Origin of the sequence: Bradyrhizobium sp. SZCCHNGR1005, from assembly GCF_032489995.1 — a bacterium.
Classification (GTDB): Bacteria; Pseudomonadota; Alphaproteobacteria; order Rhizobiales; family Xanthobacteraceae; genus Bradyrhizobium.
In genome coordinates this window covers 18,099-44,929 of record NZ_JAUEZC010000016.1, presented here as the reverse complement: position 1 = coordinate 44,929, position 26,831 = coordinate 18,099, and the positions used below count along the sequence as shown (strand labels likewise).

General features: G+C 63.8%; 29 protein-coding genes. 17 read left to right on the top strand and 12 right to left on the bottom strand.

The window, feature by feature from the left end; genetic code table 11:
• Window positions 1-126: 126 nt before the first annotated feature.
• The 3 genes from QXZ85_RS33045 (at window position 127) to QXZ85_RS33035 (ending at window position 2,795) form a co-directional block, all read left to right on the top strand.
• On the top strand, window positions 127-1,674 hold the full coding sequence (locus QXZ85_RS33045) for a flagellin (protein WP_315707139.1): 1,548 nt from the start codon (window positions 127-129) through the stop codon (window positions 1,672-1,674).
• A gap of 354 nt (window positions 1,675-2,028) precedes the next feature.
• Window positions 2,029-2,394, top strand: a complete 366-nt coding sequence (gene flaF / locus QXZ85_RS33040; protein ID WP_315707140.1) for a flagellar biosynthesis regulator FlaF — start codon at window positions 2,029-2,031, stop codon at window positions 2,392-2,394.
• Window positions 2,395-2,426: 32 nt separating this feature from the next.
• On the top strand, window positions 2,427-2,795 hold the full coding sequence (locus QXZ85_RS33035; RefSeq protein ID WP_315707141.1) for a hypothetical protein: 369 nt from the start codon (window positions 2,427-2,429) through the stop codon (window positions 2,793-2,795).
• 83 nt (window positions 2,796-2,878) lie between these two features.
• Here the strand turns inward: QXZ85_RS33035 and QXZ85_RS33030 are convergent, their stop codons facing one another.
• The 4 genes from QXZ85_RS33030 to QXZ85_RS33015 form a co-directional block, all read right to left on the bottom strand.
• On the bottom strand, window positions 2,879-3,265 hold the full coding sequence (locus tag QXZ85_RS33030; RefSeq protein WP_315707142.1) for a hypothetical protein: 387 nt from the start codon (window positions 3,263-3,265) through the stop codon (window positions 2,879-2,881).
• Window positions 3,266-3,446: 181 nt separating this feature from the next.
• Window positions 3,447-3,932 carry a hypothetical protein gene (locus QXZ85_RS33025; protein ID WP_315707143.1) on the bottom strand — a complete coding sequence of 162 codons (486 nt, stop codon included), beginning with the start codon at window positions 3,930-3,932 and terminating at the stop codon, window positions 3,447-3,449.
• A 49-nt stretch (window positions 3,933-3,981) separates the two neighbouring features.
• Window positions 3,982-4,359 carry a flagellar assembly peptidoglycan hydrolase FlgJ gene (gene flgJ / locus QXZ85_RS33020; protein ID WP_409977567.1) on the bottom strand — a complete coding sequence of 126 codons (378 nt, stop codon included), beginning with the start codon at window positions 4,357-4,359 and terminating at the stop codon, window positions 3,982-3,984.
• Window positions 4,359-5,483 (bottom strand): flagellar basal body P-ring protein FlgI, encoded by a 1,125-nt coding sequence (locus QXZ85_RS33015; protein WP_315707145.1) that lies wholly within the window; start codon window positions 5,481-5,483, stop codon window positions 4,359-4,361. The genes flgJ and QXZ85_RS33015 overlap by 1 nt, the downstream gene beginning before the upstream one ends.
• 272 nt (window positions 5,484-5,755) lie before the next feature.
• Between QXZ85_RS33015 and QXZ85_RS33010 the strand changes: the two genes are divergently transcribed.
• Complete coding sequence (locus QXZ85_RS33010; RefSeq protein ID WP_315707146.1) at window positions 5,756-6,169, top strand: flagellar assembly protein FliX; 414 nt, start codon at window positions 5,756-5,758, stop codon at window positions 6,167-6,169.
• 12 nt (window positions 6,170-6,181) lie between these two features.
• On the opposite strand, the gene QXZ85_RS33005 is transcribed toward QXZ85_RS33010, so the two are convergent.
• Window positions 6,182-6,580: a helix-turn-helix domain-containing protein gene (locus tag QXZ85_RS33005; protein ID WP_315707147.1), complete on the bottom strand. Its 399-nt coding sequence runs from the start codon at window positions 6,578-6,580 to the stop codon at window positions 6,182-6,184.
• A 114-nt stretch (window positions 6,581-6,694) separates the two neighbouring features.
• Between QXZ85_RS33005 and QXZ85_RS33000 the strand changes: the two genes are divergently transcribed.
• From QXZ85_RS33000 to QXZ85_RS32985, 4 genes are all read left to right on the top strand, one after another.
• Window positions 6,695-7,306, top strand: coding sequence for an NAD(P)-dependent oxidoreductase (locus QXZ85_RS33000; RefSeq protein WP_315768063.1), 612 nt, complete (start codon window positions 6,695-6,697; stop codon window positions 7,304-7,306).
• Between the two features lie 231 nt (window positions 7,307-7,537).
• A complete protein-coding gene (gene dksA, locus QXZ85_RS32995; protein WP_172114412.1) occupies window positions 7,538-7,903 on the top strand; it encodes an RNA polymerase-binding protein DksA in 366 nt (121 codons plus the stop codon).
• Between the two features lie 188 nt (window positions 7,904-8,091).
• A complete protein-coding gene (locus QXZ85_RS32990; RefSeq protein ID WP_315765740.1) occupies window positions 8,092-9,120 on the top strand; it encodes an aldehyde reductase in 1,029 nt (342 codons plus the stop codon).
• A 165-nt stretch (window positions 9,121-9,285) separates the two neighbouring features.
• Window positions 9,286-10,077, top strand: coding sequence for a 2-keto-4-pentenoate hydratase (locus QXZ85_RS32985; protein WP_315707150.1), 792 nt, complete (start codon window positions 9,286-9,288; stop codon window positions 10,075-10,077).
• Between the two features lie 45 nt (window positions 10,078-10,122).
• On the opposite strand, the gene QXZ85_RS32980 is transcribed toward QXZ85_RS32985, so the two are convergent.
• From QXZ85_RS32980 to flgF, 6 genes are all read right to left on the bottom strand, one after another.
• On the bottom strand, window positions 10,123-10,401 hold the full coding sequence (locus QXZ85_RS32980; RefSeq protein ID WP_315707151.1) for a HigA family addiction module antitoxin: 279 nt from the start codon (window positions 10,399-10,401) through the stop codon (window positions 10,123-10,125).
• A 9-nt stretch (window positions 10,402-10,410) separates the two neighbouring features.
• Window positions 10,411-10,827 carry a type II toxin-antitoxin system RelE/ParE family toxin gene (locus tag QXZ85_RS32975; RefSeq protein ID WP_315707152.1) on the bottom strand — a complete coding sequence of 139 codons (417 nt, stop codon included), beginning with the start codon at window positions 10,825-10,827 and terminating at the stop codon, window positions 10,411-10,413.
• A gap of 771 nt (window positions 10,828-11,598) precedes the next feature.
• Window positions 11,599-12,375, bottom strand: a complete 777-nt coding sequence (gene flgH, locus QXZ85_RS32970) for a flagellar basal body L-ring protein FlgH (RefSeq protein WP_315707153.1) — start codon at window positions 12,373-12,375, stop codon at window positions 11,599-11,601.
• Between the two features lie 5 nt (window positions 12,376-12,380).
• Window positions 12,381-13,448 (bottom strand): flagellar basal body P-ring formation chaperone FlgA, encoded by a 1,068-nt coding sequence (gene flgA, locus QXZ85_RS32965; protein ID WP_315707154.1) that lies wholly within the window; start codon window positions 13,446-13,448, stop codon window positions 12,381-12,383.
• Window positions 13,449-13,465: 17 nt separating this feature from the next.
• On the bottom strand, window positions 13,466-14,254 hold the full coding sequence (flgG, locus tag QXZ85_RS32960) for a flagellar basal-body rod protein FlgG (RefSeq protein WP_315707155.1): 789 nt from the start codon (window positions 14,252-14,254) through the stop codon (window positions 13,466-13,468).
• 28 nt (window positions 14,255-14,282) lie between these two features.
• Window positions 14,283-15,047: a flagellar basal-body rod protein FlgF gene (gene flgF, locus QXZ85_RS32955; protein WP_315707156.1), complete on the bottom strand. Its 765-nt coding sequence runs from the start codon at window positions 15,045-15,047 to the stop codon at window positions 14,283-14,285.
• A 384-nt stretch (window positions 15,048-15,431) separates the two neighbouring features.
• Between flgF and fliL the strand changes: the two genes are divergently transcribed.
• From fliL to QXZ85_RS32925, 6 genes are all read left to right on the top strand, one after another.
• Entirely contained in the window at window positions 15,432-15,926 is a 495-nt protein-coding gene (gene fliL, locus QXZ85_RS32950) for a flagellar basal body-associated protein FliL (protein ID WP_315766720.1), read from the top strand.
• A gap of 17 nt (window positions 15,927-15,943) precedes the next feature.
• On the top strand, window positions 15,944-17,149 hold the full coding sequence (gene fliM / locus QXZ85_RS32945; protein WP_315707158.1) for a flagellar motor switch protein FliM: 1,206 nt from the start codon (window positions 15,944-15,946) through the stop codon (window positions 17,147-17,149).
• Entirely contained in the window at window positions 17,146-17,631 is a 486-nt protein-coding gene (locus QXZ85_RS32940) for a DUF6468 domain-containing protein (RefSeq protein ID WP_315707159.1), read from the top strand. The genes fliM and QXZ85_RS32940 overlap by 4 nt, the downstream gene beginning before the upstream one ends.
• The gene (locus QXZ85_RS32935) at window positions 17,628-18,398 is read left to right on the top strand and encodes a flagellar protein FlbB (RefSeq protein WP_315707160.1); all 771 of its coding nucleotides are present in this window, start codon (window positions 17,628-17,630) and stop codon (window positions 18,396-18,398) included. Before QXZ85_RS32940 ends, QXZ85_RS32935 begins: the two co-directional genes overlap by 4 nt.
• 104 nt (window positions 18,399-18,502) lie before the next feature.
• A complete protein-coding gene (locus QXZ85_RS32930; protein WP_316175638.1) occupies window positions 18,503-22,237 on the top strand; it encodes a tetratricopeptide repeat protein in 3,735 nt (1,244 codons plus the stop codon).
• Window positions 22,238-22,285: 48 nt separating this feature from the next.
• Window positions 22,286-22,753: an NUDIX hydrolase gene (locus tag QXZ85_RS32925; RefSeq protein WP_315707162.1), complete on the top strand. Its 468-nt coding sequence runs from the start codon at window positions 22,286-22,288 to the stop codon at window positions 22,751-22,753.
• Window positions 22,754-22,789: 36 nt separating this feature from the next.
• Here the strand turns inward: QXZ85_RS32925 and QXZ85_RS32920 are convergent, their stop codons facing one another.
• Window positions 22,790-23,434 carry a c-type cytochrome gene (locus QXZ85_RS32920; protein ID WP_315707163.1) on the bottom strand — a complete coding sequence of 215 codons (645 nt, stop codon included), beginning with the start codon at window positions 23,432-23,434 and terminating at the stop codon, window positions 22,790-22,792.
• 347 nt (window positions 23,435-23,781) lie between these two features.
• Between QXZ85_RS32920 and QXZ85_RS32915 the strand changes: the two genes are divergently transcribed.
• From QXZ85_RS32915 to QXZ85_RS32905, 3 genes are all read left to right on the top strand, one after another.
• Window positions 23,782-25,320: a cytochrome C gene (locus tag QXZ85_RS32915; RefSeq protein WP_315707164.1), complete on the top strand. Its 1,539-nt coding sequence runs from the start codon at window positions 23,782-23,784 to the stop codon at window positions 25,318-25,320.
• A 23-nt stretch (window positions 25,321-25,343) separates the two neighbouring features.
• On the top strand, window positions 25,344-26,120 hold the full coding sequence (locus tag QXZ85_RS32910; protein WP_315707165.1) for an outer membrane protein: 777 nt from the start codon (window positions 25,344-25,346) through the stop codon (window positions 26,118-26,120).
• 212 nt (window positions 26,121-26,332) lie between these two features.
• On the top strand, window positions 26,333-26,797 hold the full coding sequence (locus tag QXZ85_RS32905; protein ID WP_315707166.1) for a c-type cytochrome: 465 nt from the start codon (window positions 26,333-26,335) through the stop codon (window positions 26,795-26,797).
• Window positions 26,798-26,831: the final 34 nt, after the last annotated feature.

The window sequence follows — 26,831 nt, the reverse complement described above, 5'->3', positions numbered from 1 at the left end:
TGACCGGTATCCCAGGCAGGGAGGAGGTAACCATTCGTTAATCAAAGAATTTAAACGGCGATTAACCATGTTTTAAAGGGGAATGCATAAAACCGGCTAGTGAATAACTAGGAAGGTTTCACACGAATGTCCGGTATCGTCCTCTCGGCTTCAGCTCGCCAAAACCTGCTCGCGCTGCAAAACACGGCGCAGCTGCTGGCCACGACTCAAAACAACCTGGCCACCGGCAACAAGGTCAATACAGCGCTCGACAACCCTACCGAATTTTTCACCGCGCAAGGCCTCAACAACCGCGCCAGCGATATCGCAAACCTGCTCGATGGTATCGGCAATGGCGTTCAGGTGCTGCAGGCGGCCAACACCGGCATCACCTCGCTCCAGAAGCTGGTCGACAGCGCCAAGTCGATCGCCAACCAGGTGCTGCAGACAGCGGTGGGCTACGCGACGAAATCCACCGTCACCTCGGCTGCGCTGACCGGCGCCAACGCGACCAGCCTGCTCGGGGCCTCCATCACCCCCACCACCGGCACCGCCCTTCTTAACGACAATACGACACCGGCCGCGATCACCAGCTCGACCAAGCTGTCGGGCACCGGCAGCAGCACCTCGAATGACCTCGCCACCGGCTTCACCACCACAGACACGCTGACCGTGAATGGCACGACGTTCACGTTCATCGCCGGATCGACCTCGTCGGGCACCTCGATCGGCATCGGCGACACGGTCGGCAGCCTGCTGTCGGCGATCCAGACGGCGACCGGCATCAGCGGCTCCATCAGCGCTTCGGGCGCCATCACCCTGACGCCACCGCCGACAGGGCTCACGCTGTCAGGCACGACCGGCACTCTGGCAAAGCTCGGCCTCAGCCAAGTCGGCGATGGTCTGGCCGGCCAGACGCTCACGATCGCTGCGACAGGCGGTGGAACCCCGACCAGCGTCACGTTCGGGATAGGGACGGGCAAGGTCAACTCGCTGAACGACCTGAACGCGGCGCTCGCAGCCAACAACCTGCAGGCCTCTGTCGATACGACCGGCAAGATCGCGATCACCACCATCAACGATGCGGCGTCCTCGACGATCGGCGCGATCGGTGGTACGGCGGCAGCCGCCGGTGCGGCGTTCAATGGCCTGACGGGCTCCACGCCGGTGATCGACACCAACTCGCAGGCGATCCGCTCGAACCTGGTCACGCAGTACAACAACATCCTCTCGCAGATCAACACCACTGCGGTCGACGCCTCGTTCAACGGCATCAACCTGTTGAACGGCGATACGTTGAAGCTGGTGTTCGACGAGACCGGCAAGTCGACGCTCTCGATCACGGGCGTGACCTTCAACATCACCGGACTCGGACTGAGCCCGCTGGCATCCGGCGTCGACTTCCTCGACTCCAGCTCTGCCAACAAGATCCTGAACTCGCTGCAGGGCGCATCCACCACGTTGCGTTCGGAAGCGTCCGCGCTCGGTTCGAACCTTTCGATCGTGCAGGTCCGCCAGGAATTCAACAAGAACCTGATCAACGTGCTGCAGACCGGCTCGTCCAACCTGACGCTGGCCGACACCAACCAGGAAGCGGCCAACAGCCAGGCGCTGTCGACCCGTCAGTCGATCGCAGTCTCGGCGCTCGCGCTGGCCAACCAGTCGCAGGCAAGCGTGCTGCAGCTTCTCCGCTAAGCGATCACTGCATCTTTGATACGACGAAAGCGGCGGGCAAAACCCGCCGCTTTTCGTTTGAAAGATCGGTGTCTTCGGACGAGACTGGGCGGCGCCGTTTTGGCAGTTTTTCAATTCATGTGACCCGAGCGGGACCTTCGGGGCGGATCGCTATTAGTTGCAGAAAAATTTCTGCAGTTTGATTTGCGATCTTTGTTTGGCGTTAAGGCGCGCGGTGGGGGATGTCGTTTTTGAGGCACCAGTCAGGCAACCTCGAACAAATAGGATAATACCCGCTAACCATATTTTAAAGGCACCCAACGTACAAAACCTGTGCAATTGGTCGTGTCCTTCGCGTCAGTCCCGGAGTAGTTGATGTCACATGCCGCTCAAGCCTATGCACGCACGTCCCAAACGACAGCATCACCCCGGGAGATCGAAGCACAGGCCCTGTTGAAGGCGGCGCGGCAACTGCAGGAAGTGCAGGCCAATTGGAGCGGTCCGGACCGCAACATGCATAAGGCGCTGCTGTTCAATCGTCGGCTTTGGACGATTTTCATGAGCGCCATGGAGATGGATGACAATCCGAATCCGCTCGAGATCCGTCAGAACATCGCCAATATCGGCGTGTTCGTGATGAAGCAGACCATCGAGATGCAGTTGAATCCCGACCCGGCAAAACTCAAATCGCTGATCGACATCAACTGCCATATCGCCGCCGGCCTCTCAGGACGAGGCTGATCGGCCATTTGCCGGTCGAAGGAGGGAACGTCATGGCCGATGTGATGAGCATCCTGTCGTCCGCCTACAAATCCAACGTCCTGACCACTGCACAGAGCAGCAGCAAATATGTTGCGGTGGATCCGACCCTCTATCAGGGCACTTGGACCGGCAATTACGCCAACAACAAATCGTTCACGGTGACGGTCTCGAACGTCCAGGGCTTTCGCGCCAGGGTACGCTATCAGAGCGAGGGGACGTCGAAGTACCAGGACGTCCTGATCAAGGACAATGCGTTTCGGATCGGCGACACCAAGTTCACATTGACCGGCAAGGGCAAGGCGCTGATCAAGAACGTGGTGACCGATCCGGCCTCCGGCCAGACCTATCTCGATACGGCCTATGCGACGCAGAGCGGCTAAGCAGGCCGTGAGATAAACGCTTTGCACCTGTAGGATCGAGGGCGGCGGATGGGCCTGCTGCCCGTACTACGCTCGGCGGCCGCTCATGCGGTCCGGTCGGTCGGCGGCACGCGCGGGGCTTCTTCTTTCTGCAAGTCCTTCTGCAGATCGAGGCTGTGGAAATAGGCGCGCCGGCGCAGCACTGCCTCGTCGGGATATTGGTCGACGACCTGGTCCGTTCGGCGGTTGACCACCTGAAACACCATGGCAGCTGCGGCGCGGTCGTAATAGGCCTGATGCGACAGGAACACCTCGCCTTGGACCTGAGACTGCGTGTCGTTGCGGATCATGACGCTGGGGTCGGCCGCGGTGACGCTCTGGCTCGGCGGTAGCTCCGTCTGAACAGCATTGCTCACCGCCGGGCTCGACGGCGCGACAACAGGGGCGGGTGATGCAGCCCCCACCGGCCTGACGCTGAAGTCGGTACTCATGGCAGCCTCCTCGTGCCAGTCGAGTCAAATCTCAACCAATCCGCGATGCAACCATGTCCGTCATGTTTCAAAGTTACGTTAGGAAATAGAATAAATGGCGCGTTTCAACCATTCCTGGCATTTAAGATAGATTAAGGCGGCGCCCAAGGCGCGGCGCCTGCGGGCAATGGGAGTTAGTCCGTCAGAGCGAGCGGCTGATGGTGAGCGGGGTCAGCTGGCGCGAAGTCGGGGCGGCGCGCCGGCCATTCGCCGTGTAGGTATCGGGAATGTTGCGGCGCTGGACCTCGGCATTGACGCCACGCACGATCTTCTCGGAGATCGAGTGTGCGGTGGCGAGTACGGTCAGATTGACCTTCAGCATGGCGCGGAACGCGTCGTGATGGCGGTGCAGGGCGGCCAGGAGCTCGGGAGCCTGCGCCTGCATGAAGGTCTGGCTGGCTTTCAGGCGGCCAACGCCGGCGACGTAATGGCGCGACAGCTCGGTCTTCCTGGGGCCGAAGGCCATCGCCTCGCGCAGCTTGCCGGCGCGCACCAGCTCGGTCTCCTGCTCGATGACTCCCAGCAGATCGCTCATCGCCGTCATGAGCTGATCGGCGAGCGCTCGCGCCTCGGTGGCGTTGGTCGCTGCCTGATAGGTAGTCTGCTTGGCCTGCACCTGTGCCGTCATGTCTTTACTCCTCGATTGCGCGCGCTTGCGCGCCACTCAACTGAACTGATCAGGCCGCGCTTTGGCCCGTTGTTTTCGCCTGCTGCAGGATCAATGTACGAAACACCTCGTCCGAGATGCCGACGCCGCCGGCCTTGGCGAAGTTCTTGGAGTATTGCTCGGTCAGCATCGACCGCCAGACGCCTGTCCCGGGCGTATCGCCGAACGGGCCTTCGCCTTTGACGCCGCTCGTCATCTGCGAAAACATCGAGTTCAGAAACATCGCCTCGAAATCGGTGGCCGTTGACCTCGCCTTGGCCTGCGCTTTCGGCGAGACCTTGGTCAGCGCTTCAGCGAGGTCCAGATCGGTGCGCGGCTCGGTCGGGCCGACCGGGCTCGGCAGGCTGAGCGGAACGCGGCCGCTATAGGTGTCGATATAGGCCGACATCACATCACCTCGATGTCGGCTTCGATCGCGCCCGCGGCCTTGATCGCCTGCAGGATGCTGATGAGATCGCGCGGCCCGATGCCAAGCCCGTTGAGGCCGTCCACGAGCTGCTGCAGGGAAACGCCGTCCTTGACGACCGCGAATTTCTTGCCGTCCTCGGTTACGCCGACGCTGGTTCGTGGTGTGACCACGGTGCGGCCGCGCGACAGCGGATTGGGCTGGCTCACCTGCGGGCTTTCGGAGATCGTGACCGTGAGATTGCCCTGCGCGACAGCAACGGTCGCAACCCGGACGTCGCGGCCCATGACGATGATGCCGGAGCGCTCGTCGATGACGATCTTGGCGGCGAGGTCAGGATCGACCTGCAACTGCTCGATCTCGGTCAGGAAGGCGACCACGTTGCCCTTGAATTCGGGCGGGATCGTCAGCTGCACGGTCGACGGGTCGATCGGCTCGGCGGACTTGACCCCGAGGAAATCGTTGACGGCCGCGGCGATCCGCTTCGCCGTGGTGAAGTCGGCATTGCGCAGCGCCAGCCGCACATTCGGCAGCCGGTTCAGTGCGAACTCGATCTCGCGCTCGATGATGGCGCCGTTGGCGATGCGGCCGACCGTCGGCACACCGCGTACGATCTTCGCCGCTTCGCCCTCGGCCTGGAAGCCCGAGATGGCGAGCGAGCCTTGCGCCACTGCGTAGACGTTGCCGTCGGCGCCTAACAGCGGGGTGACGAGCAGGGTGCCGCCCTGCAGGTTCTTGGCGTCGCCGAGCGCGGAGACGGTCACGTCCATCCGCGTGCCCTGGGTGGCGAATGGCGGCAGATTGCCGGTCACCATCACGGCGGCGACGTTGCCGGTGCGGATCGTGGCGCCGCGGATGTTGACGCCCATGCGCTCCAGCATCGCCTGCAGCGACTGCTTGGTGAAGGGGATGTTGTTCAGCGTATCGCCGGTGCCGTTGAGGCCGACCACGAGGCCGTAACCGATCAACTGGTTCTGGCGCACGCCTTCGATATTGGCGAGATCCTTGATCCGCGACGTTGCGGTGGCCGATATGGTCGATGACGCCAGCGCAAGCAATGCTGCGCAGGCCACCTGAAACAGGCGCGTCGAACGGATGCGTCGCATCCTATGCTCCCCTCGAACTCTCAAAATCTGAGCGATCGCTGCCGCCACTCCCATGACCGCATGATCACCATTAACTATGCGAGCACCGTGCCACCTCGACGCCGTGGCTTAACTGATTGAAATCATACGAAGTTGATCGATGCTCCTTTCTCCGGATCGCGTCTTCTGCGCGATCGAAAATGCCGCCCCGGCAGATTTTGCCGGGCCGTTTACGCGTCATTAACCATGCAGCGGCCAAGCTCGCCTTGCACACGAAGCCGCGGGAAAGACCCATGCGCATCATCGGACCGAACGGCACCACGCCGACGACATCCACCAGTTCGACGCGAAAGACATCGTCCGGCGGCTTCATGCTGCCGGATATCGGAACGACGCAGGAGACGCGTGCGACGCTGGCGCCGAAGCAGACCGCCAATATCGACGCGCTGCTGGCGCTGCAGGGAATCGAGGAGGAGCCGCGGGAGCGCCGCAAGCGCTCAGTCCAGCGCGGCCGGCGCGCGCTCGATGCACTCGACGAACTCAAGCTCTCGCTGCTCTCCGGCAAGCTCGACGCCGGCATGGCCAGCCGTCTGCGCGATGCCGCTGCCGCGCTGAAGCAGTCGTCTGGCGATCCCGGGCTCGATGCCGTGCTGTCAGAAATTGAGCTGCGCGTTGAGGTCGAGCTCGCCAAAGCGGGGCAGGGTTGAGCGCACCACCGCTTACGCGGCCTTGACCCGCGACTTGATGCTGGCTTTGGGCCGGTGCTGTGCGTCGTAACGGCGCTGGGCTGCGAGCACATCCTTCAAATTGTTCTCCGCCCAGTCCCTCAGAGGATCGACGGCGGCGGCCAGCGTCAGTCCCAGCGGCGTCATCGAATATTCCACCGTCACCGGCACGGTCGCGATGGCGCGGCGGCGGACCAGCCCGTCGCGCTCCAGGCTCTTCAAGACCTGCGACAACATCTTCTGCGAGATGCCTTCAATGGCGCGGCGCAACTGATTGAAGCGCAAAGGCTCGTCGCGAAGCAGCAGCAGGATCAGCACGGCCCATTTGTCGCCCACGCGATCGAGGATCTTCCGGGTCGGACAATCGGCCGAATAGGCGTCGGCGGCTCTCATGGGTTACTCCGGCGTGACCAGGTGATCTTAAAGTGCGTTCTTAACACCAGCATTCTATCCGCTATCTAGTTCCCGTTGGTTACCACGTCACAGATGCCAGACAGGAGCTTGTCAATGAAGATCGCCGTCACCGGCGCGTCCGGAAATGCCGGGTCGCGGATTACCGCCGAACTGGCCCGCCGCGGCCACCAGATCACCGCGATCGCCCGGAATCCGGAGAAGATCGCCGAGCTGCCCAATGTCACCCCGGTCAGGGGCGATGCCAACGATCGCGGCGAGCTGGCCAGACTGTGGACCGGCCACGATGTCGCGATCAGTTCGATCCATTTCCTGGTCAGCGATCCCGAGGCGCTGATCGGTGCCGCCAAGGATGCACGTGTCGGCCGTTATCTCGTGGTCGGCGGCGCCGGCTCGCTGGAGGTGGCGCCCGGCGTGCGCCTGGTCACGACCCCCTCGTTCCCGCCGCAATACAAGGCCGAAGCGGAGAAGGGAGCCGCCTTTCTTGATCGCCTGAGGCAGGAAAAGGAGCTGAACTGGACCTTCCTGTCGCCGTCGGCGATGTTTGTTCCGGGGGAGCGGACCGGAAAGTTCCGGCTCGGAACGGATCAGCTGCTGACCGCCAGCGACGGTAAAAGCTGGATCTCCTTTGAGGATTATGCGGTCGCGCTGGCCGACGAGATCGAGCAGCCGGCCCATCTGCGGCAGCGCTTCACGGTCGGCTATTAAGGATTCCCGAGGGCGCCCCGCACGGTCCCGATAGATTTGCCTGTGCAAGGGTTTGGGGGCGGGCCGTCCCCGCCCACGGGAATGTTGTCTGGCACCGGGCGTCGCTATATAAGGCGGCCGCGAACGGGCGTATTCCGTCCGCCGGTGCCGCGACGACCGGCGCCAGCACGTACAGATGGGCCGACCTTGGAAAAGTTGAAAAACTACAAGCCTTCCGAAAAAGAGCCTTTCATGAACGAACGCCAGCGCGAGTATTTCCGCGCCAAGCTGCTGGCATGGAAGGAGGAGATACTTCGCGAATCGAAGCTCACCCTGCAGGCTCTGCAGGAGGAGAACGTGAACCATCCGGACCTCGCCGACCGCGCGTCGTCGGAGACCGATCGCGCGATCGAGCTTCGGGCCCGCGACCGCCAGCGCAAGCTGATCTCCAAGATCGACGCCGCGCTCCAGCGCATCGAGGACAACACCTACGGCTATTGCGAGGAGACCGGGGAGCCGATTTCGTTGAAACGGCTCGAAGCCCGCCCGATCGCAACGCTGTCGGTGGAAGCGCAGGAACGTCACGAGAAGCGCGAGAAGGTGTACCGCGACGAATAATTCGCGGTTTGTTTTGTCCGACGCCCCGTACCAATGCGGGGCGCCGTCGTTTCTGGCTGGTTCGCTGTTGCGGGCCTCCGCCTGCCGTATTCGGTCGTCTTCTCCTTGTCACAAGCTGCGCCCACAAAACGCAGGCGCGCGCCGCATGATCCCTGCGGCGGCAATGGCCTGCCGAACTGAGGTGTGCGATGAGCGAGGTTCTGGTGACGGGCGGCTCGGGATTCATCGCCGCGCATTGCATCCTGCAGCTCTTGGCCGCCGGCCACACGGTCCGCACCACCGTCCGCAATCCCGATCGCAAGGACGACGCCTTGGCGATGCTGCGGGCGGGCGGCGCTGCTTCGATCGATAATCCGTCCTTTTTTGCCGCCGATCTCACCGCTGATACCGGCTGGGCCGACGCCGTGAAGGGGTGCGACTATGTCCTGCATGTCGCCTCGCCCCTGCCGCCTTACGTGCCGAAGGACGAGAGCGAACTGGTCGTGCCGGCACGGGAGGGAACGCTCCGGGTGCTGCGTGCGGCGCGCGATGCCGGCGTGAAGCGCGTCGTCCTGACCTCCTCCTTTGCCGCGATCGCCTATGGGCATTCTCCACGCGAAAAGCCCTTCGACGAGACCGATTGGACCGATCTTAACGGCCCCGACGTGCAGCCTTACCCGAAGTCCAAGACCTTGGCGGAGCGTGCGGCGTGGGATTTCATGGCGCGCGAAGGGGGCGGGCTCGAGCTTGCGGCGGTGAACCCGGTCGCCGTGCTCGGCCCCGTGCTGGGTCCGGACTTCTCGCCCTCGATCGCGGTGGTGCAGGCGCTGATGCAGGGCAGGGCGCCGGCCGCGCCCAAGATCTATTTCGGCCTGGTGGATGTTCGCGATGTCGCCGACCTGCACCTGCGCGCGATGACCGATCCGGCCGCCAACAGGGAACGGTTCCTTGCGGTGGCCGGCCCGCCGGTGTCGATCCTCGACATTGCGTCGGTACTGCGGGAACGGATGGGCCGGGCCGGCCGGCGCGCACCTCGGTTCGAAATGCCGAACTGGCTGGCGCGCGTCGTCGCGCTCGCCGTGCCGCAACTGCGTGACGTCAAGCCGCTGCTTGGGCTCCGCCGCGCCGCCAGCGGCGACAAGGCCCGCAATGTGCTCGGCTGGAACCCGCGGCCGAACGAGGAGATCATTATGGCCACCGCCGAGAGCCTGCTGAAGCTCGGGCTGGTGCAGCCGTGAGCGCGCTAAAGCTCCATCTGAACAGCCCGGCAGGCGTTTTGAACGTGGTCCGAAGCTGCCGCAATGCAGGATGAGACGAGCTGATGAAAGTCGTTTATAAACAATCCGTTCGCCAGCAATCCTGAACGGCCGCTTGGGGCGGCTGACAACGGGAGTTGAACGACAATGGGAGCAGACGAGGTCTTGGCTGCCGCGCAACTGATCATGCGCGCCCGCCAGGAGAGGAGGCCGTTGGCCGCGCTGCCGGCTCAGCTTCAGCCGCAGGATGAAGCGGCGGGCTATGAGATCCAGCATGAGGTTCACTGGCTGCTTGCCGAGCACGCCGGCGATTTCGCCGGCTACAAGATCGGCTGCACCAGCAAGGTGATGCAGGATTACATTCGCATTCCGCATCCCTGCGCCGGTGGCGTATTTGCGCGCGGCGTTCACGAGTCCGGTGCCGTGTTGCGCGCGGCCGACTTCGTCCGCGTCGGCGTCGAATGCGAGATCGCGGTACGGCTCGCGCAAGACCTGCTGCCGCTGGATGCGCCCTTCACCATCGCGCATGTCGCGGAGGCGATCGGCGACTGCCATGCGGCGATCGAGATCGTCGACGACCGCTATGTGCAGTGGGAGACGCTGGGCGCGCCGACGCTCATCGCCGACGATTTCTTTGCCGCCGGTTGCGTGCTCGGTCCGGCGGTGGCGCGCGGTGCCGTGCCGGACCTCGCCGCAGTGCAGGGCCGCGCCTTCATCAACGATGCGCTGGCCGGCGCGGGGGCCGGATCCGACGTGCTGGGACATCCGCTGCACGCGTTGGCCTGGCTTGCCAATCATCTTGCCGCTCGCGGCGACGGGCTCGAGGCCGGTCAGCTGGTGCTGACCGGCAGCCTGATCAAGACGGTGTGGCTCAAGCCCGGCGACCGCGTGCGGATGGAACTGGACGGGCTGGGTACGGTGGAGGCGAGGTTCGAGTGAGTGTAGGAGGGGCACGCTGCGCTTTACAAATTCGCCTTCGCTCGCTCACGCCGGCGCCAATCGCTTGACGTCGATCGGGCGTTTGCGGGCCTCTGCGAGGTCATAGGCCATCTGCATCTTGAGCCAGGCATCGGCAGTGCTGCCGATTGCTTTCTCCAGCCTCACCGCCATCTCGGCGCTGACGCCGCTTCGCCCGGCAATGACATTATGTAGTTGCTGGCGCGTGACCCCGAGGCCCTTGGCCGCCGCGCTGATGGAGACGCCGATCTCCTCCAGCGTATCGCCAAGCAGTTCGCCGGGGTGGGGAGGGCTTTTCATCGCCATGGAGAATCCTCAGTGATAGTCGACGAGATCGACGTCCCAGGCCACCCCGTCTTCGAATCGAAAAACAATCCGCCAGTTGGCTCGAACGGTCACTGCCCAGAAGCTTTTGAGATCGCCCTTCAGGGGATGAAGATGAAACGTTGGCAGATCGAGCGCGTCGATCGTTTCCGCCACGTCCAGAACGGCGAGAACCTGCCTGATCTTGCGGACATGTTCCGGACGGACGCCTCGCGCATTGTCGTCCTCGAACAGCTGTCGCAGGCCCTTGTGCCGAAAACTCTCGATCACTGCTCTAAGCCATTCGAATGTAAAGTAACGCTTTACACAGTCAAGTATTGCTTTACAGGCGCAAAGCCTCCGTCGCGAGAACGACCGAAAGCAACGACGTTCCCGCGGCGCCGATCCGCCCGAGGTTTTGCTGGTCATCACCCTCGGCAACACGAGGGCGCAGGGAAGGCCGGGTGCAGGCCGCACCCATGGCCCGCCTGCATCAAAAAAGCAGGCGGCAGTCACCACAGGTACGAGCCGAACAACCGGCCTTCCCTGCGCGATGGGCTTACGGCTTATACGTGATCTCCCCGGGGATCGGCTGTCTTGCCCCCGTCACCCGCGCGAGGACCAAGGCCCTCGTCGCGACCTTGGCGCCAGCACCGGGACGCCAGGACCACACGATTTCACCGTCCGCGTCCGCGCCGCTCGTCTGTTCGGCGCGCCCGCAGCCATCGCATTCCAACCTCAACGTTCGTGACGATCGCGATACGTCCCTCGATTAGAGGTTAGAACAAAACAAGAACATAAAGGAGGTTGAGCGATGCGTCAAGGACAATGTTCTCCCAGTGCATTTAACGAATGCTAGGCACTCACCCAATGGGAATCGAGAGGATAGGGCGGCTTTGGGTAGAACGGCGTTCTTGGCTCCCACAAACAAACACGGCCCCCGGCAGGGGAGCTACCGGAGGCCGTGTATACCATCACTCTTCTGCGCCTAGGTTCGCAGGCGAGCGATGTGGGAGCTCGTTGTCGGGGAGAGGAGCCGCGCGTTGCTGTCGTTCTTCGCTGAGAACCAACGTCGCGCTTGGGGTTACCCCCTCCCTAGCCCTCCCCCACAAGGGGGAGGGGACTTTCATCGCATCACTTGGATCGTGCCGTGGGTGCAGTCGTGTCGTGCAACATCACGCGTCCAGCCTCAGGCTCTCGCTAGAACGGTAGCAATATATCCATCACCTGCTGGCCGTATCTTGGCTGCTGGATGTCCGTGATCTGGCCGCGGCCGCCATAGGAGATGCGGGCCTGGGCGATCTTGGTGGAGTCGATGGTGTTGTCGCTCTGGATGTCCTCGGGACGCACGATGCCGGCCACGATCAGTTCGCGGATCTCGTAGTTCACCCGGATCTCCTGCTTGCCCTCGACCACGAGATTGCCGTTCGGCAATACCTGGGTGACGACTGCGGCGACGCTGGTGGTCAACGATTCCGAGCGCTGGATCGAGCCCTTGCCGTCCGAGGTCGACGAGGAGTCCTCGGTGAGGATACGGCCGGGCAGGATCTTGTTGGCCTGCGTGATGGTCTTCGAGCCGATGAAGTCGGTGATCCCCGAGTCTTCCTTGCCGGTGCGGCTGCGCTGGGTCTCGTTGGCGAAGTTCGCCTGATCGGTGATGTTGACGGTCACCGTGAGGAGGTCGCCGACCTGGTGCGCGCGCTGGTCCTTGAAAAAAGCGCGCGAGCCGTTGCGCCACAACGAGTTCGGCGCATAGGACACCGTCTCGGGCTTCGGCATCGGCATCTGCACCGGCTTGTAGCCGGGCTGGGTGGTCGGATTGTCGATCTCCGTCAGCTTCGGCCTTTCGCCGACCTGCGACAGGCGATCGATCGAGGAGCAGCCGCTTGCCACCGACAGGACCGCGAGCGAGGCCGACACCAGCGCGAGCCGCCGCAAGCCGTTGTAGGACGGAGCATCAGACGTGAACTTCGACATGGAACTTACTCGGCTTTCGGGGTGGCGGACGCGGGAAGTCGCGCGGCGACGGATACAGGAGCAGGAATCTCGGCTTCGGCGGTCTGCGCGGGCTTGGGCACGACGATCTCGACCGAAACCTGGCCGCGGCCGCTGACGCGACCGGTCACGGTGCGTTTGGATTGCAGGTTGAGCACGCTGACGACGTCGCCCTCCGTGCCGTTGTCCAGCGCCTTGCCGCGCGTGGTCAGATAGATGCCGGCGGTCTGGAAGACGATCGTGACGTTCTGGTCGCGCTGCACCAGGTCGGGCTTGGCGAGATCGGTGCTCTTCAGCGCCTGGCCGGCGCGCGCCGGACGACGCATCTGCATGCCGACCGCGAACTCGCGCGAGGCGGGTTCTGCCCCGCCGAGTTCGGCGCGAGGCCGCCGCTCCATCACGAGATCGCCCGAGCGCAACAGCTCGTTGCGGTCGACATTGCGGGTGAGCACCGCGACCTCGGCGGTCTCGATCGCGACACCGGTGTAACGCAGCCGCACCGGCGCGGTACCGCTGTTCGCCCCGATCTCGAACGCCACATCGAAGCGGCTGGAGCGCGGATCGAAACGGACGGAGGTCGGGATCAGCGCGCCGCTGGTTGCCGCGTCGAACTTCAGGTCTTGCACCGCCTGGTCGAAGCTCAGGCTGATATTGGCGGCATCGCCAAGGCCGGAGCGGTGGTCGAGCGCCTGCGCCACCGCTTGCTCGATGTCCTTGGTCGCGAGGCTGCGTGCGAGCCGCGTCACCGCGACTTCCTTGATGTCACGGGTGTCGACCCCGATCACCTGGTGCGCGCGCAGCACCGAGATCACCTGGGCGGTCGGCAGCATGCCGGTGGTGCCGAGATCGGGTGCTCGGTAGACCGCGACCTGCGCTGCGGCGCCGGCATTGTCGATGAGGTCGCCGACGCGGACGATATCGCCGGTGACGTTGACGGTGGCGCGCAGCACGGGAGCGGCGATTTGCTCGTCGGCGCCGCCGGCCAGGGCGGGAAGCGCGGTCGAGACCAGCAGGGCTGCAGCGATGAGAAGCGGACGCGCGGTGCGGATCTTCATGGCAGGCTCCTATTGCCTCAGCGGAACAGCGCGGTGGTGGATTGCATCATCTGGTCGGCAGCGGAGATGACCTTGGCGTTCATCTCGTAGGCGCGCTGCGCCGCGATCAGTTCGCTCATCTCGCTGACCACGTCGACATTGGCCTGCTCCAGGCTGCCTTGCGTGATGCTGCCGTAGCCCTGCTGGTTGGCGATGCCGTCCTGCGGCGCGCCGGAGGAAGGCGTCTCGATGAACTGGTTGTTGCCGACCGGCTGCAGACCGGCCTTGTTGATGAAGCGCGTGAGCTGGATCTGGCCGATGATCTGCGACGTGCTCGAGCCCGGCAGCGTCACCGAGACCTGGCCTTGCGAGTTCACGGTGATGCCGGAGGCGTTTTGCGGGATGGTGATGGTCGGCTGCACCGGATTGCCCTGCGCGGTGACGATGCGGCCCTGATTGTCCATCTGGAACGTGCCGTCGCGGGTGTACTGGTTGGTGCCATCCGGCATCAGGATCTTGAAGAAGCCTTCGCCCGAGACGGCGAGGTCGAGGTCGTTGCCGGTCTGCGACAGCGTGCCCTGCGTCATCGAGCGCGGCGTGCCGACGGTCTTGACGCCGCCGCCGAGATCGATGCCGACCGGGAGGATCGTGCCCTGGTCGGAGGACTGAGCGCCGACGCGGCGTACATGCTCGTAGATCAGGTCCTGGAACGCCGCCGTCTGCTTCTTGAAGCCGGTGGTGCGCAGGTTGGCGATGTTGTTGGAGATCACCTGAACGTTCAGTTCCTGTGCCGCCATTCCGGTCGCAGCGGTGTGAAGCGCCTGCATGTCAAGTCTCCTTCGTGTTCTGCGAGGTTCAGGCCGGAACGTCGGCGAGTTTCTCGATCGCGTTCTTGCGCAGGTCGCTCTGGCCTTGCAGCATGGTGGCGACCTGTTGGTAGGACCGCATCACTTCGACCATGCGGCTCATCTCGCCGACCGCATTCACGTTCGACTTCTCGACGTAGCCCTGCTGGATGGTCGACTTCGTATCCTGCTGCGGCACGACGCCGTTCTGGGCGGCGTAGAGATTGTTGCCCTGCTTCTGCGCGGCCTGCGGATCGGCGAAGTTGACCAGGCGCAGCTTGGCGCGGATCGAATCGGTGGGATTGGTGCCTTCGACCACCGTGACCGTGCCATCCGGCGAGATGTTGATGTCGTGGTCGGTCTGCTGCAGCGTGATCGGTCCGCCGGTGCCGAGCACCAGATCGCCTGCCGCCGTGACGAGCTGGCCGGTGTTGCTCACATGCAGGCTGCCGTCGCGGGTGTAGCGCTCGCCGCCGGCAGTCTGCACCACCAGGAAGCCGTCGCCCTGGACGGCAATGTCGAGCGGGTTGCCGGTGCGCTGAAACGAGCCCTGCGAAAAGTCGCGATAGGTGCCGCGGTCCTGCACATAGGAGACCCGGCGGTCGTTGCCGCGGAAATTGTCTTCATGCGCGCCCGAGGTGAGATATTCCTCGAACAGCTGCTGATCGGCCTTGAAGCCGTTGGTGTTGACGTTGGCGACGTTGTTGGCAACGACGTCGAGTTGTCGCTCCAGCACCATCTGCCGTGACAATCCGACGAGAAGCGAATTCTCCATCGGTCAAGCTCCCCTGATTTACGAACCCCGCAAGCGGCGCCTCTCCCAAGGCGATCGTTAACGGGTGGTCATCGAACCCCGTTCGGCTCTCCCAAGCCTTACGGGGGTCGCAGTGGGGATAGCGAAGACCGTGCCAAGTCAAAAAGATAAGAAAAATCAAACGATTGTCATTTTGAGACAGATCAAAACACCCGGCAATAACCGCTCATCAACCATGTTTGCCCGGCAACTTTTTCCCACCGGTCGCGTAAAAGAAAGCTTCCATTAACCATTGTTACCGTAGCGTTCAGCCAACAAGCGCAGATGCGCTGGGAGCGTGTTGGTATCGCGTCATAGGGCTTTCTGGCGGCATCGGATCGATTTCCGTAAGGGGACCCGAAAGCCATGGCTGAGAATGAAGGCGGTGCCGGCGAGGCCGAACAAGGCGCAGGCGCCCCGAAGAGCAAGTTAAAGCTGATCATCATGGCGGTCGGCGTGCTGGCGCTGCTGGCGATGGGCGGTGCCGGCTATTTCTTCTTCTTCGGCCATAAGAGCGAAGAGCAGCATGCGGAAGCGGCGCCGCCGCCGAAGCCGCCGGCCTTCGTCGAGGTTCCTGATCTCCTGGTCAACCTGGTCGGCAATCCCGGCGACCGCGTCCAATATCTCAAGGTCAAGGTCGTGCTGGAAGTGAAGGAGGAGAAGCAGGTCGAGGCGATCAAGCCGACCCTGCCGCGCGTCAGCGACATCTTCCAGACCTACTTGCGCGAATTGCGGCCGAGCGACCTCAACGGCTCCGCCGGCCTGTTCCGGCTCAAGGAAGAGCTCACCAAGCGGGTCAACGTCGCGCTGGCACCCAACCAGGTCAACGCGGTGTTGTTCAAGGAAATCGTGGTTCAGTAAGGCACGGAATTGCAGCCATGGCGGGCAACGATCCAGTCGACCAAGATGCGATAGCCGCGCAATGGGAAGCCTCGCTCGATTCGGAGGATCCCACCGAGGCCGCGGAAGCCGCAGCAGCCAATGAACTCACGGAGTCGATGGCCCTGCAATGGGCCAAAATGGTCGAGGACGGCGGCCGCGAGTTCGGCGCCACCAAGAATGGCGGCGGCGAGCGGGTGCTGTCGCAGGAGGAGATCGACAATCTGCTCGGCTTCACCGCCGGCGAGGTCAGTCTCGACGACCATTCCGGTATCCGCGCCATCATCGATTCGGCGATGGTGTCCTACGAGCGTCTGCCGATGCTCGAAATCGTCTTCGACCGCCTGGTGCGGCTGATGACGACAAGCTTGCGCAATTTCACCTCCGACAATGTCGAGGTCACGCTCGACCGCATCACCTCGGTGCGGTTCGGCGACTACATGAACTCGATCCCGCTGCCTGCGGTGCTCTCGGTCTTCAAGGCCGAGGAGTGGGAGAATTTCGGGCTCGCCACCGTCGACTCCACCCTGATCTATTCGATCATCGACGTGCTCCTGGGCGGCCGGCGCGGCACCAGCCAGATGCGCGTCGAGGGACGACCCTACACGACAATCGAGACCAACCTCGTCAAGCGCCTGATCGAGGTGGTGCTCGCGGACGCCGAACAGGCGTTCCGGCCGCTGTCACCGGTCACCTTCACCATCGACCGGCTCGAAACCAATCCGCGTTTTGCCGCGATCAGCCGTCCGGCCAACGCAGCGATCCTGGTGAAGCTGCGCATCGACATGGAAGATCGTGGCGGCAATGTCGAGCTGCTGCTGCCTTATGCGACCATCGAGCCGATCCGCCCGGTGCTGTTGCAGATGTTCATGGGCGAAAAGTTCGGCCGTGACCCGGTCTGGGAAGGCCACTTCGCCACTGAGATCGCGCAGGCTGAGATCGCCGTCGATGCCGTGCTCTACGAGGCCGACGTGCCGCTGAAGCAATTGATGCGGCTGAAGGTCGGCGACACCTTGCCGCTCGACATGCGCCCGGATGCGCTGGTCGCGATCCGCTGCGGCAGCACGACCTTGACGGAAGGGCGGATGGGCCGGGTCGGCGACCGCGTCGCGATCCGTGTCACGAAGAATTTGCGCAAGCCGAATACCACGCTCGCCATGTTCGAAGGGGCGGAAGGACAGAACAAGTTGATGGAGGCACAATGAACCACTCCCTCGGATTGATCATCGAGAGCCTGGTCGCGGTTCTCCTGGTGCTGACCATCGGCTACTGCATGCTGTTGAATGCAAGGCTGAAGCGCCTGAAGGCCGATGAGCACTCGTTGAAGGCCGTGATCGCGGAACTGATCACCGCGACCGAAATCGCCGAGCGGGCGATCGGCGGCCTCAAGCTTGCGGTGCGCGACGTGAACGAAAATCTCGGCAACCAGCTCACAGCGGCGACGCAGATGTCGGACCAGCTGAGAAGGCAGCTTGCGGAAAGCGACGCGGTGGTCCGAAGGCTGTCGCGAATCGCGAGCGCCGCGCGGCCGGCCACATCGGCCGAACCCGAGCCGGCGCCGGTTGTCGCGCCCCAGCCCGCGCCTGCGCCCGCAGTCGAGCCCGCCAGGGTCTCCGGCGCCAGGGCGGTTGCTGCCGCGGCGCAGGCTTTCTCTGAACGTCGAAGGTCCGGTGGCCTTGCCGCATGAAATCGTTCCGTAATATCCGCGTCATTCCCGTCGCGCTGATCGCAATCGCAAGCCTCGCGGTCCTCAAGGTCGCCGGCCTCGTGCTCGATGGCGCCTATGTGTTCGACTACGATCCGCAGTCGACCAGACGGTCATGGGCGCAGGAGAACCTGAACTTCCCGGGCGGTGTGGAGACCGACATCACCGGCTCCACGCACGGCGCGAAGGAGGCCAAGAAGGAGGAGGCGCCGAAGCCGGCCGCGCCGGAGACCAAGCCCGAGGGGGTGGTGCTGCATCCCGAGGACAATCCGCAGAACGTGTCGGCGGCCGAGAAGGCGATCCTCGAGCGGCTGCAGTCACGCCGCCAGGAGCTCGATGCGCGGGCGCGCGAGATCGACATCCGTGAGAGCCTGTTGCGCGCGGCCGAGCAGCGCATCCAAACCAAGACCGATGAGATGAAGGCGATCGAGCAGCGCATCTCCGCGGTGAGCAGCCAGAAGAGCGAGGCGGACAGCGCGCGCTTCAAGAGCATCGTGACGATGTACGAAGGCATGAAGCCGAAGGATGCCGCCAAGGTGTTCGACCGGCTCGAAATGTCGGTCCTGATCGAGATCGCATCGCAGATCCAGCCGCGCAAGATGTCGGACATTCTGGGATTGATGATGCCTGAAGCCGCCGAGCGGCTGACGGTCGAGCTGGCGCGGCGGGCCGGCGCCGACAAGCCGGCCGAGGTGAGTGCCGAGCTGCCGAAGATCGAAGGCAAGGTGCTGCCGGCGAAGACCAATTGAACTGGATGCTTAATGAGCCCTTAAACGCCGGTCGCTAGTCTCATATGGCGCAACGGCCGGGCTCGTCCGTCGCGTGACGGATGTCGAACTGAAAGTAGTTGACCATGGTGCGCACGGCTTCCATCGGATTGTGGTCGCAGGCTCGCGTTGGCGCGCGGTCCGGAGTTGGCTGGGTTTTAGCGCTCGTCATCGGTCTTGCACTGTCGACGGCCTGCCGTGCCGAACCGGTGCCCGGCCAGGCGAGCCTCTCGGTGGCCAACGGTTATGCCCGGCTGGTGCTCAAATTCGCCGAGGATGTCGGCACCGAGGTGACTACGGCCGGCTCGATCCTGTTGGTCCGGTTCGACCGGCCCGCCGACATCCCGATCGACCGCTGGGTGGATGCCGCGCCTGACTACATCTCCGGGGCGCGCGGCGATCCCGATGGTTCGGCGCTCCGCCTGTCGCTGTCGCGCAAGGTTCAGGTCAACACGATGACCGCCGGCGAGCGCGTGTTCATCGACCTGCTGCCGGACAGCTGGACCGGACCGCCGCCGCCGCTGCCGGCCGAAGTGGTGCGTGAACTGGCGGAGCGGGCCCGCACGGCCGAGCGGGCGCTGCGGCTGCAGCGCGCCGAACTGGAAGCCAAGAAGCGGCCGCCGATCCGTGTCCGCGCCCTGGTGCAGCCGACCTTCGTCCGTTTCGTGTTCGAGATCCCGGATGGCGTCGGCGTCTCCTCGGTGATGAACGAGCAGAAGCTGTTGCTGTTCTTCGGCGCGCCGCTGACCTTCGACCTGGCCGACGCCAAGATCGCGGCCCCGCCAAATATCGCGGCGATCACCCAGAAGACGGAGATCGCCAAGACCACGGTGGAGATGGGCCTGATCGGCGATGTCGACCTCCGCGCATTCCGCGATGACAAGACCTACAATATCGACGTCTCCTATGTGCAGCCGGACAAGCCGAAGACCGCGACGGTGCTGCCCGAGACCTTGCCGGCCGCCAAACCCGCGGCAGCGAATGCCGCGCCCGCGGAGAAGCCCAAGGCCGAGCCGCATGCGGAGATCGTGCCGCCGACCTCGGAGACGATCGCGCGCGAGATGAGCGCGCAAGCAAGGACACCGGTGGCCATGCCGGTCGCTGCGGCCGCCGCACCGGCTGCGCAAAGCGCCGCGGCGCCGACGCCGCCCGCGGCGAGCGTGCAGGCGGAGGCGACCAGGCCGGAGCCGGCCAAAACCGAAGTCGCAAAGCCCGAGCCGGCGAAAGCGGAGCTTGCGAGCGCGGAGGCTCAGAAGACGAATCCGCCGAAGCTTGACGCGGCAAAAGCGGAGCCGGCCAAGCCGGAAGCGATGACGCAAGCGGCCGCCAAGCCGGTTGCCACGACTGCGCAACCCGCTGATCGCGCCGGCGCGGCGACGGTCACGGCCACGCGCGATAGCGAGGGGCTGCGCGTGACCTTCGATTTCGGTCAGGTGACGCCGGCGGCGCTGTTCCGTCGGGGTGACACGGTGTGGATGGTATTCGATTCGACCAAGCCGCTTGATGTCGAGCCGATCCGGGCCAAGGGCGGTGCCGTGATCGGGGAGGTGAACCGGGTGCCGCTCGACAAGGGCCAGGCGATCCGCATTCGCCTTAACCGGCCGCAGATGCATTCCTTGAGCAGCGACGATGGCAAGGGCCAGAGCTGGACGCTCACCTTTGCCGACAAGGGACAGACTACGCAGCAGCCCTTGATGGTGATGCGCAACGTCACCGATCCCGCGCTGGCCAATGTGATGGTGCCGCTCGCAAATCCCGGTCCCGGCCTCTTGCACCGCCTGACCGATCCGGATGCCGGCGACACGCTGCTCGTCGTCACCGCGCCGCCGCCGATCCGCGGCTTCATCAAGCGGCAGGACTTTGTCGACCTGTCGCTGCTCGACTCGATCCACGGCATTGCCGTGCGGCCGAACTCGGATGACGTCGCGGTCGAAATCGCGCCCGACAAGGTCATTCTCGGACGGCCGGGCGGGCTGACCCTGTCCTCGATCGGCTATGCGCCCGAGCGCGCGGCGACCGCGATGCGGCCGCTGTTCGACGTCGAGGAATGGCGGCAGAACCGCACTCAGCCCTTCAACACGCGGCTGGATGCGCTCGTCAAGGCGTCGGCCGCGGCTGAGCCGGAGCAGCGGGCGCAGGCGCGGCTGGCGCTCGCGCGCTTCTACATGGCGCGTGAGATGTATCCGGAGGCGAGGGGCATCACCAATCTGATGATTTCCGACGCCGACCCGCGCACCGACGAGACCGGGATGCTGATGATCCACGCCGTGGCGAGCATCCTGATGGGGCGGCCGGAGCAGGGCCTGAAGGATCTGGCGAGCCCGACGATCGGCAACAATTTCGACTCCCAGATGTGGAAGGGGCTCGCTTATGCACGCCAGGGCAAGTTTGCCGATGCCCGCGAGAAGTTCAAGAATGTCGAATTCGCCATCGCCTCGCTGCCGCTCGAACTGCAGCGCGTGGTGACCTCGGATGCGATGAAATCGTCGATCGAGATCAAGGACTACGCCGGCGCGGCCAAGCGGCGCGCGGAGCTCGAGGTGATCGGCGTTCCCGCCGACATGAAGCCCGCCATCGCGGTGCTGCGCGGCCGGCTCGCGGAGGCGATGGCGCAGGAGAAGGACGCGCTGGACGAATATCGCTTCGCGGTCGCATCCAACGACCGGGCCTCCGCCGCGGAAGCCAAGCTGCTCGAGATCAAGCTGTTGCAGAAGCGCGGCGAGATCAAGCCGGCCGACGCGCTGAACGAGCTGGAAGGGTTGCAGGCGGTCTGGCGGGGCGACGCGATCGAAGTGCAGGCCTTGCAGATGATGGCGCAGCTCTACAACGACGCCGGGCGCTACGCCGATTCGCTTGGCGCCGCACGCATGGCGACGCGGCTGATGCCGAATTCAGAAGTTGCGCGCAATGCGCAGGACGCAGCGTCCGCGCTGTTCTCGCAGCTGTTCCTCGCCGGCAAGGCCGACGAATTGCCGCCGGTCGATGCGCTCAGCATCTTCTACGAATTCCGCGAGCTCACCCCGATCGGCCGGCGTGGCGACGAGATGATCCGCAAGCTCGCCGATCGGCTGGTCGGTATCGACCTCCTGGATCAGGCGGCCGAGCTGTTGCAGTATCAGATCGACCATCGGCTCGAAGGCGCCGCACGCGCCCAGGTCGCGGCCCGGCTTGCGATGGTGTATCTGACCAACCGCAAGCCCGACCGCGCTCTCGAGGCGCTGCGCACCACCCGCATCGCCGATCTCTCCGGCGAGTTGCGGCAGCAACGCCTTCTGCTCGAGGCGAGGGCGAACAGCGATATCGGCCGTCACGACCTCGCGCTCGACATCATCAGCAATATCGCGGGGCGGGAGGCGATCAGGCTGCGCTCCGACATCTATTGGGCGTCGCGGCGCTGGCGCGAGGCCTCCGAACAGATCGAGCTCTATTACGGCGATCGCTGGCACGACTTCCGGCCACTCAATCCGGCCGAGCGCGGCGACATCCTCCGCGCGGTGATCGGCTATGCGCTGGCGGAGGACGCGATCGGCCTGGCGCGCTTCCGTGAGAAATACGCGCCGCTGATGACCGGCGAGGCGGACAAGCTGGCCTTCGACGTCGCGAGCAAGCCTGCGAGCGGCTCCAGCGCCGAATTCGCCCAGATCGCCAAGATGGCGGCAGGCGTCGATACGCTCGACGGCTTCCTGCGCGATATGAGGGCGCGCTTTCCCGACGCGACCGGCAAATCGCCTGACGGCAAGGATTCGGCCCGTGCCGAGCCCGACACGACCGGGAGCCTGCCGCAGATCAAGGGCGTGAAACAGGCGGTGGCCGGCCGTTGATCGCCGGCGCTGGGCTTGGCGCACCGGACCTCGTACAATGACGGCATCATGCGCGAACGCCCGTCATCTCGGCTGCTGGTCCTTGATCCGTTGGATCGCATTCTCCTGTTCAGGTTTGAGCACACGAAAGGCGCGCTCGCCGGACATAGCTTCTGGGCAACGCCCGGCGGTGGGCTTGACCTAGGTGAGAGTTATACGGAGGCCGCACGCCGCGAACTATTGGAGGAGACCGGGCTCGTCATCGACGATCCAGGGCCGGTCGTCGATCAGCGCATCGTGACCTTCCAAATGCCGGACGGCGAGATGGTCCGTGCCGACGAGCGGTTCTTCCTCATCAGGGTCGAAGCTGCGCAGATGCCTTCAACCGAACGCTGGACCGATCTGGAACGTGAGGTGATGGCAACTCATCACTGGTGGTCGGCCGAAGAGTTGCTCTCGACGTCCGAACAGGTCTGGCCTGAAAACCTGTCAGATGTTCTAATTCGGATCGGTGTCTGGACGGCGCTGTCCGAGTGAGGTCCACTCGTAAATGGCGGGCAGTCAGCAGCCGAGCTAATCCAATTGGCTGACATAGGCGGCCACGGCCTTGATCTGCGATTCGGTCAGATCGTGGGCGATAGGCTGCATGATGGCCGAGCTGTCGGGATTGGCCTTGTCCTGCCCGCGCTCCTTGTCCCAGTTGGTCAGCTTCTTCGTGACGTAGTCGTAGAGCTGACCTGCAAGGCGCGGAAACTGGCCATCTCCCTTCGCCTCAGGACCATGACATGATGCGCAAGGGGGGACGTTTGCGCTCGCAACGCCCTCTTCGTAGATCTTCTTGCCTTCGGAAACGAGTGCTTTCGGCGCGCCACCGAGCGGCTTTGGATTCAGATCCTTGAAATCGCCCGTGAGCGCCTCCAGCATTGCCGGACTCAGCGTGTGCGCGACGTTGAACATCACCGGGTTGTTGCGACGGTGTTCAATGAAGGCCTTCAGCTGATTTTCAATGTATTCCGGCTGCTGACCGGCCAGTCGCGGCATCGGGAATGACCCGCGAAACCCTTGTCCATCAATCCCGTGGCAAGTCTTGCAGTAGTCCGTCTTCGCCTTGAGTTCCTGCTTCGACACCTGACCGGCTTTGTCTTCCGCATGTGCCATCGTGCAGGTGGACACGAGGATAACAATAGCCGCTGCTCGCTTTGCCGATTGCAAGTTCATGAACGCCCCCGCGTTTGACACGCGCAAGCTACGCGCAGCAAGTCGGCGCGGTCCAGTTGATTCTAGCCGCGCTCCCCGATCACGGAGCGGGATACCTGAGACGGTATGTCTTGCCGGCGAGTGCACGGAAGGTGAGGAGCCAAACCCTTCGCACGCACGATAAGTTGCGACATGAATATGCTTCTTAGTCGCACAAGCAGCTGGAGTGGCAGAATTGTCGCGACACACGGAAATAGAGCCGAGCAGTAGTCAACACTGCTTGGCGAAGTGTCAAAACCTTGGCCTACTGATGGCCGAAGCGCTGTCAAAGCGCCGCGGGGGCGGACGCGATGCTTGGACCAAGATACATGGCAAGCGCAGGGGGCGGCAGGTGTCTTTTTGTCGCACTCTGGCTCACCATCATTGCCACAGCCGCGCTCATGGTCGGATCGACCTCTCCGGCGAATGCGCTGCCGAGCTTCGCGCGCCAAACCGGGCAGCCTTGCGGCACCTGTCACACCGACTTTCCCGCGCTTACTCCATATGGCCGGCGGTTCAAGCTGTTGGGCTACACCGCCGGGGGCGGTCAGTTTCGCACGACGCCGTTTTCTTCGAACGACGCCATCAATGTGCGGGCCGAATACGACAAGCTGCGTGGCTATGCGAACGGGGTGAACGGCGCGCCGCCCGCGAACAATGCGCCGCCCGCAAGTGATGACAGCAAGGTCTGGGTGCCGCCGGTTTCGATGATGGCGATCGTCGGCTTCACTCACACGCAAGCGGATCTGCCTCCGCCGACCGATCCCTACAGTCCGAACAACAACACGGTGTTGTCGCCGTTCAGCATGTTCTGGGGCGGGGCGATCACCAGCAATGTCGGTGCCTTTGCGCAGGTGACGTACAACGCGGTGCCTGCGGGCGGCTTCGGCGATCCGTTCGGACACACCTGGACGTGGGACAACACCGACGTCCGCTTTGCAGGACAGGCCAGCCTCGGTCCATTGGACGTCATCTACGGCATCACCGCCAACAACAATCCGACGGTGCAGGACTTGTGGAACACCACGCCGGCCTGGTCTTTCCCCTACGCCGCATCGACGCTTGCATCGACGCCGGCCACCAAGACGATGATCGAAGGCGCGTTTTCCGCGCATGTCGGCGGCGTCGGCGCCTACGCGATGATCAATGATCTGCTCTATCTCGAGGTCACCGGCTACAAGACGCTCGGCTTCAGCCAGCAAAATGCACTCGGCACCGATCCATTTGGCGCGCCCGGCCAGCTCGGCGGCGTAGCGCCTTACTGGCGCGCAGCGGTCGAGCCGCATTGGGGCCGGCACTCGCTGATGTTCGGCACCTTCGGAATGTATCTCGACGTGCATCCGTGGATCGATACGAGCTTTGCAAGCTGGTCGACGGATGTCTTTCCGCTGTCGAACAAGTTCACGGACGTCGGCGTCGATGCGCAATACCAGTATCAGGGTGACAATTTCTGGGTGACTCTGCGCGGCAGCTACATCCGCGAATTCCAACGGCTCGATGCAAGCTTCGCCATGCTGGCTGCAGCCAATCCGACCAACGTGGTCAACAGCCTGAAGCTGCAAGGCTCGGTCGCTCTCGGGAGCGATAATCGTGTCGTCCTGACCGGGCAGTATTTTGATATCAGCGGCACCGCCGACGCCAATCTCTACGGCCTCGATCCGGTCAGCGGACTGGCGATGACCCCGAATAGCAACGGCTGGCAGGCCGAGATTGCCTACATCCCGTTCGGCGCCAGCAAGTCCTTTGGCTGGCCGTGGTTCAACGCCCGCATCGGGCTGCAATACACCTACTACAACAAGTTCAACGGCACCGCGGTCGGGGCCCAAGACAACAATTCGCTGTTCCTCCACGCTTGGTTTGCGATGTAGCTCCGTCGCATGGGAGAGGTCCGATGAGAAGATTGCTTTTCGCAAATGTCGCAGCGCTGGCGATGGCCACTGCAGGTTCAGCTGCGGCGGCCGATCTGGCGGTCGCTCCTCCAGCGTCCTTCGCCGCGCGCTTCAACTGGACAAGTTGCTATGGCGGCCTCCACCTCGGCGGCGGCTTCGCGACCAAGAACGTCACCGACCCCGTGCAACTCGTCCAGGACTCGTTCATTGCTCCCGGCAGCACCGTCGGCGTCACCACGGTGAATCCGGGGCCGAGCGGGGTGGTCATCGGAGGCCAGATCGGTTGCGACTATCAGTTTTCCGGCTCGTCGGTCGTTGTGGGTATCGAGGGCGCGGCCTCTGGCTCGACGATGAAGGCCAACAAGACAGTCGCGCTTCCGCTCAGCATTCCCGACGTCGCCACTGTGCAGGCGAATACGGACTTTCTGTCCAGCGTGACCGCGCGCGTCGGATACGCCTTCGACAACGTGCTTGTATACGCAAAAGCTGGCGGCGCTCTCGCCGGCGACAAATACGAGGTCAGCGGTACGTTCGGCGGCGTGCCCTATGACTTCCGGGGACTTGAGAACAGGTTCGGCTGGACCGCGGGGGCAGGCGTGGATTGGGCCTTCGCGCAGCATTGGTCCGCCAATTTCGAATATGACTATTACGGGTTCGGCCACGGCACCGTGAACATGACCGACCCGCTTACCGGCTTCTCGGGTCCGGTGACCATCGGGCAGAGCATCCAGGTGGTGAAGGTCGGGCTGAACTTCCACATGTGGGGGGCTGGTCTGTAATGGCCCCGACCTCGGCATCATGGCTCGTTGTTCTAGGGCACGTGGCTGGCCTCCGCCGAACCTTGCTGGCTTCGACGCTGGCAGTAGGCCTCCCGATCGCCGGGCACGCCGCGGAGCGGGGAGTCGTTGCAACAGGCGGCCTCGAAGCCAAGCTCGAGTACTGCAAGACCTGCCATGGACTGTCGGCGCAAGGCTATCGGGGGTGGTTTCCGATGCCGCGGCTGGCGGGACAGCAGCCGCAATATATCGAGAATCAGTTGCGCGCCTTCAGCGAGCGCCGGCGCACCAATCCCATCATGGCCAATGTGTCCCACGCCCTCAGCCCCTCGATGATTTCGGCGCTGGCGACGCACCTGAAGAATCTTGATTCGAAGCCGATCGGTGGTGCGCCCCGAGGAGCCGTAGGCGTCGGCAAGCGAATCTATGAGGAAGGACTTCCCGAGTCCAATGTGCCGGCGTGTTCGGCCTGTCACGGCCCCGATGGCAAGGGACAGAACGAAATCCCGCGGCTGGCGGGCCAACTCTATGAATACACCGTCGGCCAGTTGAGCGGCTGGTCCAAGGTGCGGGGGCTGGGATCGGGAGTGGACACCTCGGCGGTGATGGCGCCGACGGCACACAATCTGACGAGATCGCAGGTTGAAGCGGTGGCCGCCTATGTCAGCTACTTGCAGTAAGGGGCATAAGTCGACCAATGCCGAGCCGATCAAC